The following is a 13,811-nucleotide window of genomic DNA, read 5'->3' on the forward strand; positions in this document are numbered from 1 at the left end:
AATGCGTCAGAACGCGCGCAGCGCCTGCGTCGCGGCGACTTCACTACCGGTCGCGCACGCGCAGCGGCGATGCCGGCATGCTCTGTGCCCAATCACATCACTCCTCGTCCTGCTCCGCCCAGCGCGCCAGGTTCTGCCGGATGCGGTCCATGTCTGCCCAAGGGTCCTTGCGCCGACGGCGCAGCTTCTCCGGGACATCGCGCAAGGTGAACGCATCGGCGCGCTGCAGCTTGGACAAGTCCGACCACGCCAACGGCAACGCAACTGGCGCCCCCGGACGACCACGCAAGGAATAGGACGCAACTGCAGTGGCGCCACGGCCGTTGCGCAGGTAGTCGACGAAGATGCGCTTGTTGCGCAGCCGCTTGGTGGCTGTGGCGATGAACCGCTGCGGCTCGGCCTGCGCCAGGGCATCGGCAAATCCCTTGGCGAAACGCTTGGTCACCTCCCAGTCGCAGCCGGGGTTCAGGGGCACCACCACGTGCAGCCCCTTGCCGCCGGAGACACGCAGGAACGATTCCAGCTCCAGCTGCGCCAGCAGCTTGCGGATATCGTTGGCCGCACGTTTGACCTCGGCAAACGGCACGTCCGGTCCAGGATCGAGATCGAACACCACCCGGTCGGCCACATCCGGGCGATCCGCATGCGAGCCCCAGGGATGGAATTCCAGCGCATTGAACTGCACCAGTTCCAGCAACCCGGGCGCGTCTTCGACCACCAGGTAATACGCGTTGGTGCCGGTCTCTTCGGTCAGCTTGACCGAGCTCACGCGCTCGAGGCCGGCGGTATGGTGCTTCTGGAAAAAACACGGTTTTTCGGCACCGCTAGGGCAGCGGATGATGGACAGCGGCCGTCCTACGATCTGCGGTAACAGGTGATCCATCACCGCCTGGTAGTAGTCCCAGACATCGCGCTTGGTCGCGCGGATATCCGGGTAGATCAACTTGGTCGGGCTGGACAGCGTGGGTAGCGCAGCCGAGGAAGGTGTGGCAACCGCAGATTTGCGCGCAGGCGCTGTTGCTCGCGTCGCTGCACGTTTGGGCGCCTGGGTTGCGGCGTCTTTGGCAGCACGTTTCTTTGGCGCACGCTTGGCAGACGACGATGCAGCCGGGCCGGCTCCTGCATCGCTGTCGGCCAGATCGGCAATGCGTTTGTCCGGGCGCAGCGCCTTGAACGAGGCCTGGCGCAACAGCTGTTGCCCCCCAATGCCACGATAGAACACCTCCACCACAAAGCGCGGCGCAAACCAGGTGGCGCCGCGCAGGTCGGTGTCTTCGGTGGGAATGTGCGCGGTAGGCTTGCGCCCGCCACCTTCCAGTTGCCGGGTGACCTCACGCATCAGGGCATCGGAGAACCCGGAACCCACACGGCCCACGTACAACCAGCCATGCACCGGGTCCGGCGTGGCCAACAACAGCGAGCCGAAGCCACTGCGGCTGCCCTTGGGCGCGGTGTAGCCGACCACCGCATAGTCCTGGCTGGCCAGTTGCTTGGTCTTGCGCCAATCGTCACTGCGCCCGTCGCGATACGGGCGATCCGCGCGCTTGGAAATGATGCCTTCGAAGTGCTGTTCGCCGGCCACCCGGAACGCCTCGGTGCCATCGCCTTCGACGTGCGAGCTATAGGCCAGATGCGTGTTGGGTGCAGCCTCCAGCACCTGCTCCAACAGCTGTTTGCGCTCGCGCAACGGCGCCTCGCTGATGTCCACCCCGTCCACGTGCAGCAGATCGAACACCGCCAACGCCAGCGGCACCTGGCGCTCGCCGGACAAGGTGGCCTGCAGCAGGTTGAAGTCGTCCTTGGTGCCGCGCCCGGCGATCAATTCGCCATCGAGCTGCGCGCTGCGCAGGCCCAGCGACTGGATGGCATCGGCAATTTCCGGCGTCTTGTCGGTCCACTCCAATGCATTGCGCGACCACAGCCTTACCTTGCCGTCTGTCACAGTAGCCAGGATGCGGTAACCGTCCCATTTGATTTCGTGCAGCCACTGCGCGCCTTCGGGCGGGGACTGCCCCAGCTTGGCCAGCTGCGGCGCGAACGGCGCATCCTCCATCTCGGCGCGACGTGCGTTGCTCAGCGCCAGCGCCTGCTTCGCCCACGTACCACGCTTTTTCGCCACCGGCGTCGGCACGGTGGTCAGTGCCTTGCGCTGGGTCTTGCCGGCGCCTGCGCGGCGTACATCGTCGGCAGGCGCGGCAGCGACGTCGGCCAGTAGGTCGTCGGCCTCTAATGTACCGGCGTAGGCATCGTCCTCTTTGAACAGCAGCCACTGCGGCTGCCGCGCGGGCTTGCCCGAGCGCACCAGATGCCAACCGCCCTTGAGCTTGTTGCCGAACAACTCGAAGCGCAGATGTCCCTTGGCCAACTGCGCTTCGGGGTCGCCCGCGGTCGCCCACACGCCATGGTCGAACTGCGCCACGTGCCCGCCACCGTATTCGCCCTTGGGAATCTCGCCTTCGAAACTGGCGTAATCGACCGGGTGGTCTTCCACCTCCACCGCCATGCGCTTGACCTTGGGGTCGTAACTTGGCCCCTTCGGCACCGCCCAGCTCTTGAGCGCATCGCCCACCTGCAGGCGAAAATCGTAATGGCGACGGCTGGCGTGGTGCAGCTGCACCACGAAGATCGCACGCTGGCCCGGCGGCAGGGCTTTGCCCGGCTCCGGCTCGCGGGTTTTGTCGAAGCTGCGCTTGCGGCGGTATTCGCTCAGGCTCATGGCAGACCTTCCGCTTATTTACCCAGGTGCTGGCGTACGCTGGCGGCCATTGGCCCCACCTTCTGCACGGCCGCGCGCAAGTCATCGGCACTGACGCCAAGGGTCTTGGTCCAGTACTGCAGCTCATAGGCTTCATTGACGTTGATGCGGTCGCGGTCTGGCGATCCGACGTTGCGTTTGTCGTCACTCATGACATGCTCCTGTATCGTCGTGGTCGGGTCTGCTAACGTGAGCCTTCGGCCCAGCAGCGCCCGTGGCGACAATGCGAGAGCGTTCGAACAGGCGTCGTGAAAGGCCTGTTCACGCCATGTGCAAGCCCCCGCTCCATAACGGCCGCTCCCGGGCCACATGCCATAATGCCGCGCGCCCTCCGGGCGGCGTGTCCACTCTTTATTCCGAGGCCATACCTCTGTGAGCAATACCTCTTCGAAACTGGATTCCATCGCGCAAGCCAAAGCCAAGCTGCTGGACGAACTGCAGAAGCTGGAAGAACAGGAGAAAACCGAGCGCGCGAGCGAGGCATCCTCTGCGCATGCGACCATCGTTTCGCTGCTCGAACAGTTCGCCGGTCACTTCAACACCAAGCAGCGCAACGACATTGCCGCTTACCTGGGCACCACTGCCGCGCGCAAGGAAGTGGTCAAGAGCGGCCGCAGCGAAGTGAAGCCCAAGTACGAACTGCCGCACACCGGTGAAACCTGGTCCGGTCGTGGTCGCACGCCGAAGGCTTTCGCCGCCTGGGAAGGTTCGGTGTCGTACAAGGAATGGAAGGCCAAGAACCCGGACCTGAAGTTTCCGCTGGTTCGCGAGTAAGGCGAAAGCCCGCACGACGGTGCCGCCTCGCACCGTCGGCCGCCTCCTTCGCTTGGCGAACCGCGCGGCTTGTGGGTAGAATCGAAGCACGTGGGGCGGTAGCTCAGCTGGGAGAGCGTCGCGTTCGCATCGCGAAGGTCGAGGGTTCGATCCCCTTCCGCTCCACCATCGAGTCAAACGCACGAGCCCTGGAAACCTCATGTTTCCGGGGCTTGCGCGTTTTGAGGGGGGCTGTGGGGCAACCTGCGGTGCAGGCGGGCCGGTCGCCATGGCGTGGAGATCACATCGCGCGCGCTAACGTCCGGCTTCACTCCACAGCGGACCCACGCCATGAGCAAGAAAGACCAACAGCCCGACGAGGTCGCCGACGATGCGCACGGCGTGACCGAGAGCCAGCAAGACCGCCGGCACGACGATGCCGCCAGGCAGCGCCCGGGCCAGGAAGATCTGAAGGTGCACGACGAGCAAAGCCGTCGCCCAACTGGCAAGGCCGCTCAGGGAAAGTGAGTTGGACAAACCTGCAGTCTGGCACCGGGCAGCTCCGCGGCAACGCTGATGCGGTGAGCCCCCGTGCTGCATCGTCGGCGGCGCGTTGCGCCCTATCGCGCAGCTGAAAATGCTGCGTCTACGGAACTGGAAAGCCGGCGCCGGCCAACCACGCCACTCCTGTGGCAAGATCCGGACAGGCGCTCGCCGGTATGCCGCTGCCCTGGGAAGCAGTGCCGTGCCAGGGTAGCGATCGCATCGGCCAGTGCCTTGTCGCATTAACCCTCATCGCCTTGATGGCGCCTTGTTCCCGGTGGTGTTTTGCATGCAGGTACCCGAGGCACCCGCGTTGAACCTGTTCCACGCAACGTTGCTGCCAGGCGGCGTCAACGCCACGATCGGGGCGCGCCTGCCGGCCAACGAAGATGAGCGCGTCCAGGCGCTGCATGCTTACCGCCTGCTGGACACCGCACCGGAGCCGAGCTACGACGCGTTCACCTCGATCGCAGCTGCAGTCTGCCGGATGCCGATGGCGCTGATCTCACTGGTCGATACGCATCGCCAATGGTTCAAATCCAGGATCGGCATGCAGCAGAACGAGACGCCGCGTGAGCTGTCGTTTTGCGCGCACGCCATTCTCGAACCCGATCAGGTGATGGAAGTCGGCGACACCCATCAGGACGAGCGGTTTGTGGGCAACGCGCTGGTGACAGGCGAGCCGCAGATCCGCTTCTATGCGGGCGCGCCGTTGTTGACCCCGGACGGCATCGCGCTGGGCACCCTGTGCGTGCTGGATCGCGTTCCGCGGCGACTGTCGGTGGCCGAGCGCGACGCGCTGCAAGCATTGGCCAGGCAAGTCGTCAGCACCCTCGAACTGCAACAGGCCGCGCGGCTGGTAGAGCTGGATGCGCTGCGCGATGCGCTCACCGGGCGATGGAATCGCGCCGGGCTGGAGCACGCCTTGCACGCGCTTGCCGATGCGCCCAGCTCTGCCGCGGATGCGCCACTGGGTTTCATGCTGCTGGAACTGGATGGCTTCAAGCGGCAAAAATTGCAGGCCGGCGCCGCAGCGGCCGATGCTACTTTGCTGCAGGTCGCTACATTGCTGGAAGCGCAGCTTCCGCCTGCCGCAATCGTGGCGCGCCTGGCCTGCGATCAATTCTGCGTGGCGCTGCCGGCGACCGCAGCATCTGCATCCCTTGCTGCTGCCGAAGGCGTGCGCAAGGCGGTGGCAGACGCGCACTGGCCGACCGGCCCGTTGACGCTCAGCGCAGGTCTGGTGGATGTTGCCACGCCCACCGTGCTCGACAGCGCTACCTTGTTGGCCCGTGCGCGGCACGCGTTGCAGCAGGCGCGTGACGCTGGCCGCAACCACGTGCACCGCTTCGACGGTTGGCAGCTGCGGGCCTGATCGACCCAGCTTGCGCCGATCGCCCTGCGGCACGGCGGTCGCTCAGGCCGCCAGTGCGTCGGTATTTCCGGCGATCTCGTCCACCTGCAGCACCTGCTCCATCTCCAGCAGTACCACAAGGCGCTCGCCGACCTTGCCCATGCCGCGCAGCAGGTCGCGGCGGATATGCGTGCCGAACGAGGGCGCCGCCTCGATGTCCTGGTCGGCCAGTTCGATCACTGCATTGACCGCATCCACCAGCACGCCAATCACCTGCGTGCCTTGCGGCTGCTCGGTGGCCAGAATCACGATGCAGCTGCGTTTCCCGATCGCGCTGTCCGCGCGCGCCAGGCGCGATTGCAGGTCCACCACCGGCACCACCGCGCCGCGTAGATTGATCACCCCGCGCACGCAATCCGGCATCGACGGCACCGGTGTGGGAGCGCGGTACTGAATGATCTCGCGAATGCCGAGAATGCTGGTGGCGAAGGTTTCGCCATCCAGTTGGAAGGTCAGATATTGCGCGGCAACATCGGCGTCGCCGGGCATCACATCAAGCGTCGGTGCGGTCATTGGTCGCTCTCTCAGAAACGCGCGAACTGGCCTTCGTCGGGGCCCTCGGACATCGCATACGCCGGCGCTGCGTTGCTACGCCAGCCACGCGTGCCCGCCGCACGCGCCGGCCGCGCAGCGACCTGCTTGCCGCGCTTGGGCGGCGCAGTCGGCGCGCCCTGCCCGCCCAGCCGGAAGAACGCCATGCTCTGCTGCAGCTGTTCGGCCTGCGCGCTCATTTCCTCGGCAGTGGCGGCAAGCTCTTCGGATGCGCTGGCGTTCTGCTGGGTGGTCTGGCTCAACTGCACGACCGCCGAATTGATCTGGCTGACGCCGGAAGATTGCTCCTCGGAGGCAGCGGATATTTCCTGTACCAGGTCGGAGGTGCGCTTGATGCTGGGCACGATCGAATCCAGCAAACGACCGGCGCGGTCGGCCAATTCCACGCTGGAACTGGCCACCTCGCCAATTTCCTGCGCGGCCACCTGGCTGCGTTCGGCCAGCTTGCGCACCTCGGCGGCGACCACGGCAAACCCCTTGCCATGTTCGCCGGCGCGCGCGGCTTCGATCGCGGCATTGAGCGCGAGCAGATTGGTCTGGTAGGCGATGTCGTCGATGATGCCGATCTTCTGCGCGATCTGCTTCATCGCCTGGGTGGTGGCAACCACCGCTTCGCCACCCTCCACGGTCTCCTTGGCGGCCTGGGTGGCCATGCCGTCGGTGATGCGCGCGTTCTCGGTGTTCTGGCTGATCGATGCGGTCATCTGCTCCAGTGAAGCACTGGTCTCTTCCACACCGGCGGCCTGTTCGCTGGCTGCCTGCGACAGCGACTGCGCGGTGGCGCTGACTTCTTCCGACGCGCTGGCAAGTGTTTCGGCGCTGGTGTTGACCTCGCCGACCACCTGCGACAGCTTCCCGACCATGGTGCGCATCGCTTCGAGCAATTGGGCGGTTTCGTCGCGGCCGTGCACATCGATGCGCATGGTGAGATCGCCTTCCGACAAGCCGTTGGCCACCGCCACCGCGCGGCGGATCGGCCCGGTGACGCTGCGGCTGATCACCACACCGAGAATGGCGCCGAGCAACACGCCGCTGCAGATGATGGCGACCAGCAGCCTGGAACTGCGCGTGTGGATCGCACCGGCTTCGGCGTTGGCCGCCGCGGCGCTGCGCTCGCGCAGGCCGCTCAGGTCGGTCATCAGGTTATCCACTTCGTCCGAGCTGGCACGGACCGCGCGCGAGAGCGCGGCCAGTTCCGGATTGGCCTCGCGCAGCGCTTCGCGGTTGGCGACCTCGATGAAGCGGCCGCGCTCGTCCAGATACTTCTGCCAGGCGCGATCGAATTGCGCCAGCTTGTTCTTGCCTTCCTCGCTCTGGAAGCTCTCCCGCGCGCGGGCCATGTGATCGACCACCTTGGCGGTGTATTTGTCGATGTTCTGCACATGCGACTGGCGCTCCTCTGCACTGCTGGCCAACAACAGGTTGGCGCGCGCGCGGCCCGCATAGATGAGGTTGATGTTGGCTTCCTTGACGTGGGACATGCCGAGCAACTCGCGCTCGTATAACGACGTCGACAGCGCGCTGATGCGGCCGGAGTTGGAATAGCCCACCCACCCGATGCATGCGCCGATGGCCGAGACGATCAGGAATGCCACGATCAGTCTGGTTCCGATTCTGAAGTTGCCTAACATTGGGGAGTTCTCTCAAGAAGGGTGCGTGGGCGACATGCGCTGCAGGATGGCGATGGCGCTGCGCGTATCGCGCATGGCGCTACGGCTGGTCTAACCCATCGCTAATGGCTATCGGCGACGACAAAACCCGCTTGAGATGCAGCCAGGGCCGGAGTGCCTATTCATCCAATCGAATCTGCGCTTTTGTGACAGATCACGCGCTCGTCACAGCCCATATTCGGAAAAACCCTACCCTCGCCCGTGCGCTGTCCAGGCCAGTCCGCTGGGACATCACGTCCGTGAAGCTATGCTTCTGCCATGCCTGCACAGCCCTTGCCCCGCACGTTCTATGCCCACGATGCCCGCCAGGTCGCGCCGCAATTGCTCAACAAGGTGCTGGTCAGCGCTGACGGACGCCGCGGGCGCATCACCGAAGTGGAAGCCTACTGCGGCAGCGACGACCCGGCCGCGCACTCGTTCCGCGGCATGACCCCGCGCACGCGGGTGATGTTCGGTGCGCCCGGGCACCTGTATGTGTATTTCATCTATGGCATGCACTGGGCAATCAATGCGGTCTGCGGCGGTGCGCCCGGGCATGCGGTGCTGATCCGCGCCCTGGAACCGCTGGACGGTATCGACCGCATGCAGGCCGCGCGCGGCGCCGCGCCGGTCACCGCGTTGACCACCGGCCCAGGCCGCCTGGCGCAGGCGTTCGGCGTGACTGCTGCGGACAATGGGCTGGATCTCAGCACTGCGACCGCGCGGCTCTGGATCGAGGACGACGGCGCGCCGCCTCCGTCCAACCCATTGGCGACGCCGCGCATCGGCATCCGCAAGGCCATGGATGCGCCATGGCGCTGGGTGGTTGCAGATAGCCGCTATTTATCGCGTAGGCTTCCGCGCGTGACCGGAAAAGGCACGGCGCTTGCCGGCGATTGAGCCAACCAGCGCTCCATCGGCGATTGTTCGGCCGCGCCCGGTCCGCGCTGTAGCAGACGCAACGCCTGCTCGGCCTGCGCGGGGGTGAGCTCCTGCAAGGCCTGGAAGCGGTCTGCCGCCCACACCGCCATCGGCAGCCCATCCAGCGAAGCGACCCGATTGCCCGGCACGCGCGCGACCCGCTCGCCCGGCAGCAGACTGCCGAGCAGATTGCTCGGGTCGCTCGCACTGATGCAGATCCACTGCTGCGGCAATGGCTGCGCGCGCACGCGGCGCAAGGCCGCAATCGCCTCCGGCAACGCAAATTGCTCGCCGGACAGCCCGGCGATAAACCGCCCGCCGCGGATTTCGCCGCGCGCTTCGAGCCGTTGATACATGCGCAGCAATTCGCGCCATGGCGGCAGCCACGCGGCCTCGCGTTCGAGCAGCCGCCAGCACACCACGCCGTAGCGGCGCAACAACGTGCGCGCCACGTGCTCGAGCGTGTCCTGATGGCGCTGCGCGGCCTCGGCAAGCGGCAGCTCGGGCAGCGCCCGCACCGGCGCCCAGCGGCCCGCATCGCGGATGCCCAGCGCGCTGGCACGGCGACGCTGCCGCGACAGTGCCGACGGCCGCTTGGACGCCGGCACCAGCAGCGCGCGCAGGCCGGCATAGCTGTCGCAATGCGCGCGGCCGCGCATTACCAGCTCGCTCAATGCATCTTCCAGCTCGGTGTTCATCAGATGTGCCGCGTCGGCGATTTCATCGAAGAACAGCGCGCCTTGCTGCTGCAACACGTCCATGACGCGTTGCGCGCGCGAACCCAATGGCGCGTCGTCGGCATCGCGCGCCAATGCGCTCCAACGCTGCGCTTCGCGCCGTGGCAGCAGCACGATCGGCGTGCTGCGCAGGGCGGCGCCGCTGCGGCCACCGCCGGGCCGCAAGCGTGCCCACAGCGTGCGCCCGGCGGTGCACAACTCGTCCAGCCAGGCCGGTTGATAGTCGCGGATGCGCGCCGGCAATAGCTCGCTCTCCCACAGCACCGCAGGCGCCTCGAAGCCCTCGAGCTGCCCCACCACCCCGGCCAGCGCATCCGGCCCAGCCACCCGGCTGCTGCTGTCCACGTGCTGCCACTCGAACAGAAAACGCGCGTAATCGCGCTGCGATACCGGTTCGATCTCGCGGCGCAGACGCCCCAATGTGTTGCGGTGGATGCGTGCCAACAGATGGCGCTCGCACCACTCTTCGGCCTGCGCATGCGCACTGAACTGCCCGGCCATGACATAGCCCTCGCGTTGCAGGGCCGCCAGCGCCAGCGCGATCTCTGATTCGGGCACCAGCAACGCATTGGACAGGGCCGGTACCTGTGCCGGACCAACCGCAGACAGGCGCCCGCGCAGCAGTTCGCGCACCGCCCAGTCGCGCTGCCAGTCGGCAACACGGCAATCGGCCGGCGCCTGCAGCGGCGGCTGCGCAGTTGCTTGCCGATACAACGGCATGAACCAGTCGATGCGCTCGGCGCTGATCCACAGCGCCGGGCTGCCATGCAAGGCAATACAGCTGGCACGACCCGCTGCGGCCAGCGCGCCCAACCATGCCTGCCACTGCGCATCGGTGGCCTCTGCGACCGGCAGCACGCCCAGCCCGACCAGTGCCTCATGCATCTCTTCGGCATCGCGCGGCTGTGGCCAGGCCTCTTCGCGAACGGCCTCGATGGCCTGCGGATCGAGCTGGCCCAGGTCGTCGCTGCTCTGCGGCGTGTAGCGCCGACTTTGCACGGCCTGGGTGCGGCGTTCTTCCAGCGGCGCATCGTCGAGGAATGCATACGGACGCGCATTCAAGGCTTCGGCGGCCAGTGTCGACGGCGCGGCCAGGTCGCGTGCGACCAGTGTCACCGCGCCCGATTCCAGACCGCGCAATACCTGCAGCCAGCCTTCGCTATCCATGGCGTGGTGCAGGCAATCTTCCAAGGTCTGCGCCACCAACGGATGGTCCGGCACCTCGCGCTCGCCGACCAGGTTCTCCGCACAGGCCACCTGGTCCGGGAATACCGTGGCGAGCAAATCTTCGGACTTCATGCGTTGCAACTGCGGCGCAACCTTGTTGCCGCCACTGAAGCGCGGCAGCGCCATCGCGTTGGTCGCGTTCCAGCGCCAGCGCACGCCGAACAGCGGTGCATCCAGCAATGCCTGGATCAATACATGCTCGGCCGACGAAGAATGCAGGTAACGGCCAACCTCTTCCAGCGCAAAGCTATGACTGGTCGACAGCGACAACACAATCGCATCTTCGGTGGCTGCCGCCTGCAATTCGAAATTGAAGGTGCGGCAGAAGCGCTTGCGCAGCGCCAGCCCCCACGCACGGTTGATGCGGCTGCCGTACGGCGAATGGATGACCAGTTGGGTACCGCCGCTGGCATCGAAGAAGCGCTCCATCACCAGGCACTGCTGGGTAGGCATCGCGCCCAACGCCGTGCAAGCGCTTGCCAGATAATCCACCAGTTGCCGCGCCGCTTCGGCAGACATCTCCAGCTCGCGCTGCAGCCAGTCGCGCGCGGCTTGGTGCGGCGCGGTGTCCAGACGCGCGGCAATCTCGCCACGCAGGCGCGACACCGCCGCAGACAGTTCATCGCTGCGACCCGGCGCTTCGCCCAGCCAGAACGGAATGTTCGGCGGCGCACCTTTGGCATCTTCCACGCGCACGCGCCCGGCTTCCACGCGCAAGATGCGGTAGCTCGCATTGCCGAGCTGGAACACATCGCCGGTGAGGCTTTCGACGGCGAAATCCTCGTTCACCGTGCCGATCTTTTCGGCTTGCGGTTCCAGCACCACGCTGTAGTCGCCGGTTTCGGGAATGGTGCCGCCGGAGGTGAGCGCCGTCATGCGCGCACCGCGCCGGGCGTGCAAGCGCCGATGCACCGCATCGCGATGCAGGTAGCCGGCGCGCGGACCGAGCCGGGTGCTGAAGCCATCGCACAACACGCGCACCACGCTGTCGAAGCTGGCACGGCTCAACCCGGCAAACGGCCACGCGCGCCGCACCAGCGCGAACAGCGCATCTTCGTCCCAGTCTTCGCAGGAGGTTTCGGCAACGATCTGCTGCGCCAGCACATCCACCGGCGCTGGCACGATGCGCAAGGCATCCAGTTCGCCGCGGCGGATGCTGTCCAGCAGCGCGGCGCATTCGACCAGTTCGTCGCGGGTTTGCGGAAACAGGCGCGCCTTGGGCGTACCGCCGACCTTGTGTCCGGAACGCCCGGCGCGTTGCAGGAAGGTGGCGATCGAGCGCGGCGAACCGAGCTGGCAGACCAGATCGACATCGCCGATATCCAGCCCCAGTTCCAGCGATGCGGTCGCCACCAACACGGTGAGGTCGCCGGCCTTGAGCCGTTGCTCGGCCAGCAGGCGCGTCTCGCGCGAAAGGCTGCCGTGATGCGCCGACACGCGCTGCTTGCCGAGCAGATCGCCCAGGTGCCGCGCCGCGCGTTCGGCCATGCGCCGTGTGTTGACGAACACCAGCGTGGTGCGATGCTGCTGCGCCAGTGCGGCCACATCGGCGTACACCTGCAGCCACTGGTCGTTGGACATCACCACGCTCAGCGGCGTGGGCGGCAACGCCAGGGCCAGGTCGCGCCGGCGGGTGTAGCCGATATCGACGATCTCGCATGGCGGCGGCACGCCGTCTGCGTCGACACCGACCAAAAATTGCGCCACCGTTTCGATGGGCTTCTGCGTCGCCGACAGCCCCACCCGCGTGATCGGCTGCGCGACCAGCCGCTGCAGGCGCTCCAGTGTCAGGCTCAGGTGGCTGCCACGCTTGTCCGACGCCACCGCGTGGATTTCATCGACGATCACGGTCCGAACATGCCGCAGCGACGTGCGCCCGGATGCCGACCCCAACAGCACGTACAGCGACTCCGGCGTGGTCACCAGAATGTGCGGCGGCGTGCGACGCGCCTGCGCGCGCTCGCGCTGCGGGGTGTCGCCGGTGCGCACCGCCGTACGAATCGGCACGTCCGGCAAGCCACCGGCGACCAGCGCCGCACGGATGCCCTGCAACGGCGCGTCCAGGTTGAGGTGGATGTCGTTGGACAAGGCCTTCAACGGCGAGACATACACCACACGGGTTTCGTCTGGCAACGCACCGCCGTTGGCCAGCCCGTCGCGGATCAACGCATCGATGGCGGCGAAGAACGCCGTCAGCGTCTTGCCCGAGCCGGTGGGCGCGGCCACCAGCGTGTGGCGTCCAGCCTGGATCGCCGGCCACGCGGCGATCTGCGCCGGTGTCGGCGCAGCGAAGGTCTGCGCGAACCACGCAGCGACCACAGGATGGAAGTGTTGCAGGACAGGATGCATTGGCAATGCCCGAGGCCGTTGCTCATCATGACGGCAAGGGCTCATCATGACGGCAAGGCGCGCGGATGTAACTCGGCGGGAACCACGATCAATGGGGCTGCGCAGCGGTCCAGACAAGCCATGGGCCAGGCCGGTAGTGAACGATTTAGAGCGCTGACAAAACGACTGTGCAGCCGCCAGGCGGGCGCGGCCGGTGCTCGGAATCGGCATGTCCCACTCGTACCCTCCGGCTCTGAGCGCGCCGTCCGCGCCAACCTGACAGCTGCTCGCTACGTTTTGTTAGCCGCTCTTAGCGCTATGGCGACGGCCTCTGCCGTCGACAAGGCGACGCCTTCGCAACGCTGCGGCGCCGGTCCGGCGATTGTCCGCCGGCCACGTGCCGTGGCACATTGACGGCATGCCCAGCCTGATTCTTTTCATGATTGCCGGCGCCGCGCTGTTCGCGTTCTGGAACTCCTCGCGTGCGGCTGCCGAACGCGCCGACATCCTCGGCCGCAACGCCTGCCGCGCGGCCGACGTGCAATGGCTGGACCAGAGCGTGCATTCCACCAATCTCCGCGTGTGCAGGATGCCCAACGGCTGGCTGGGCTTCGAGCGCACCTTCCGTTTCGAGTATTCCTACGACGGCGTGGATCGCCATAGCGGCAAGCTGGTGCTGCGGGGCGATCAACTGATTGCCTTCACCGGGCCGCAGGTCGCTACCGTCAGGGCCTTGCACCCGGAGCATGAGCGGCTGGAGTAAGGCGCGCGGTTGCAACGCAGGTCACGCGCGAGCTGACACCTGACATCCCTGCAGCTTCACCTGCCCGGGTTACAGCGATTGGCCGGCCAGCTTCCCCCTGACTTTCAGCACTCATCCTGACTTTCAGCACTCATCGAGCTGCGCTACGCGCAGTTGCGATCTGCGCGCG

General features: G+C 66.4%; 10 protein-coding genes, 1 tRNA gene and 1 other RNA gene. 7 read left to right on the forward strand and 5 right to left on the reverse strand.

Going from position 1 to position 13,811, the window contains the following annotated elements; genetic code table 11:
• Positions 1-97: 97 nt before the first annotated feature.
• On the reverse strand, positions 98-2,716 hold the full coding sequence (gene ligD, locus ACCQ00_RS12350; RefSeq protein WP_039568913.1) for a DNA ligase D: 2,619 nt from the start codon (positions 2,714-2,716) through the stop codon (positions 98-100).
• A 14-nt stretch (positions 2,717-2,730) separates the two neighbouring features.
• Positions 2,731-2,907, reverse strand: a complete 177-nt coding sequence (locus ACCQ00_RS12355) for a DUF3606 domain-containing protein (protein WP_022559336.1) — start codon at positions 2,905-2,907, stop codon at positions 2,731-2,733.
• A 220-nt stretch (positions 2,908-3,127) separates the two neighbouring features.
• Here ACCQ00_RS12355 and ACCQ00_RS12360 point away from each other — a divergent pair, with 220 nt between their 5' ends.
• From ACCQ00_RS12360 to ACCQ00_RS12375, 4 genes are all read left to right on the forward strand, one after another.
• Positions 3,128-3,529, forward strand: coding sequence for an H-NS histone family protein (locus ACCQ00_RS12360; protein ID WP_003485983.1), 402 nt, complete (start codon positions 3,128-3,130; stop codon positions 3,527-3,529).
• 92 nt (positions 3,530-3,621) lie between these two features.
• A tRNA-Ala gene (locus ACCQ00_RS12365) sits at positions 3,622-3,697 on the forward strand.
• 162 nt (positions 3,698-3,859) lie between these two features.
• Positions 3,860-4,036: a hypothetical protein gene (locus tag ACCQ00_RS12370; protein ID WP_022559337.1), complete on the forward strand. Its 177-nt coding sequence runs from the start codon at positions 3,860-3,862 to the stop codon at positions 4,034-4,036.
• A 283-nt stretch (positions 4,037-4,319) separates the two neighbouring features.
• Positions 4,320-5,426 carry a sensor domain-containing diguanylate cyclase gene (locus ACCQ00_RS12375; protein WP_180301681.1) on the forward strand — a complete coding sequence of 369 codons (1,107 nt, stop codon included), beginning with the start codon at positions 4,320-4,322 and terminating at the stop codon, positions 5,424-5,426.
• Between the two features lie 42 nt (positions 5,427-5,468).
• Here ACCQ00_RS12375 and ACCQ00_RS12380 read toward each other — a convergent pair whose 3' ends face one another.
• Together ACCQ00_RS12380 and ACCQ00_RS12385 are read right to left on the reverse strand one after the other, a co-directional pair.
• Positions 5,469-5,978 (reverse strand): chemotaxis protein CheW, encoded by a 510-nt coding sequence (locus ACCQ00_RS12380; RefSeq protein WP_022559339.1) that lies wholly within the window; start codon positions 5,976-5,978, stop codon positions 5,469-5,471.
• Between the two features lie 11 nt (positions 5,979-5,989).
• Entirely contained in the window at positions 5,990-7,648 is a 1,659-nt protein-coding gene (locus ACCQ00_RS12385; RefSeq protein ID WP_007965688.1) for a methyl-accepting chemotaxis protein, read from the reverse strand.
• A gap of 312 nt (positions 7,649-7,960) precedes the next feature.
• On the opposite strand from ACCQ00_RS12385, the gene ACCQ00_RS12390 reads away from it, so the two are divergent.
• Positions 7,961-8,566, forward strand: a complete 606-nt coding sequence (locus tag ACCQ00_RS12390; protein WP_173644158.1) for a DNA-3-methyladenine glycosylase — start codon at positions 7,961-7,963, stop codon at positions 8,564-8,566.
• On the opposite strand, the gene ACCQ00_RS12395 is transcribed toward ACCQ00_RS12390, so the two are convergent.
• Positions 8,506-12,900, reverse strand: coding sequence for a DEAD/DEAH box helicase (locus ACCQ00_RS12395; RefSeq protein ID WP_372353940.1), 4,395 nt, complete (start codon positions 12,898-12,900; stop codon positions 8,506-8,508). The two genes, ACCQ00_RS12390 and ACCQ00_RS12395, sit on opposite strands and share 61 nt — an antisense overlap.
• A gap of 208 nt (positions 12,901-13,108) precedes the next feature.
• Between ACCQ00_RS12395 and ACCQ00_RS12400 the strand changes: the two genes are divergently transcribed.
• Together ACCQ00_RS12400 and ACCQ00_RS12405 are read left to right on the forward strand one after the other, a co-directional pair.
• Positions 13,109-13,185, forward strand: a non-coding RNA gene (locus tag ACCQ00_RS12400) — sX9 sRNA.
• A 76-nt stretch (positions 13,186-13,261) separates the two neighbouring features.
• A complete protein-coding gene (locus tag ACCQ00_RS12405) occupies positions 13,262-13,642 on the forward strand; it encodes a DUF3301 domain-containing protein (protein WP_039568921.1) in 381 nt (126 codons plus the stop codon).
• The last annotated feature ends 169 nt before the right edge of the window (positions 13,643-13,811 follow it).

Origin of the sequence: Xanthomonas sp. NCPPB 3761 (genome assembly GCF_041475705.2) — a bacterium.
Taxonomy (GTDB): domain Bacteria; phylum Pseudomonadota; class Gammaproteobacteria; order Xanthomonadales; family Xanthomonadaceae; genus Xanthomonas; species Xanthomonas phaseoli.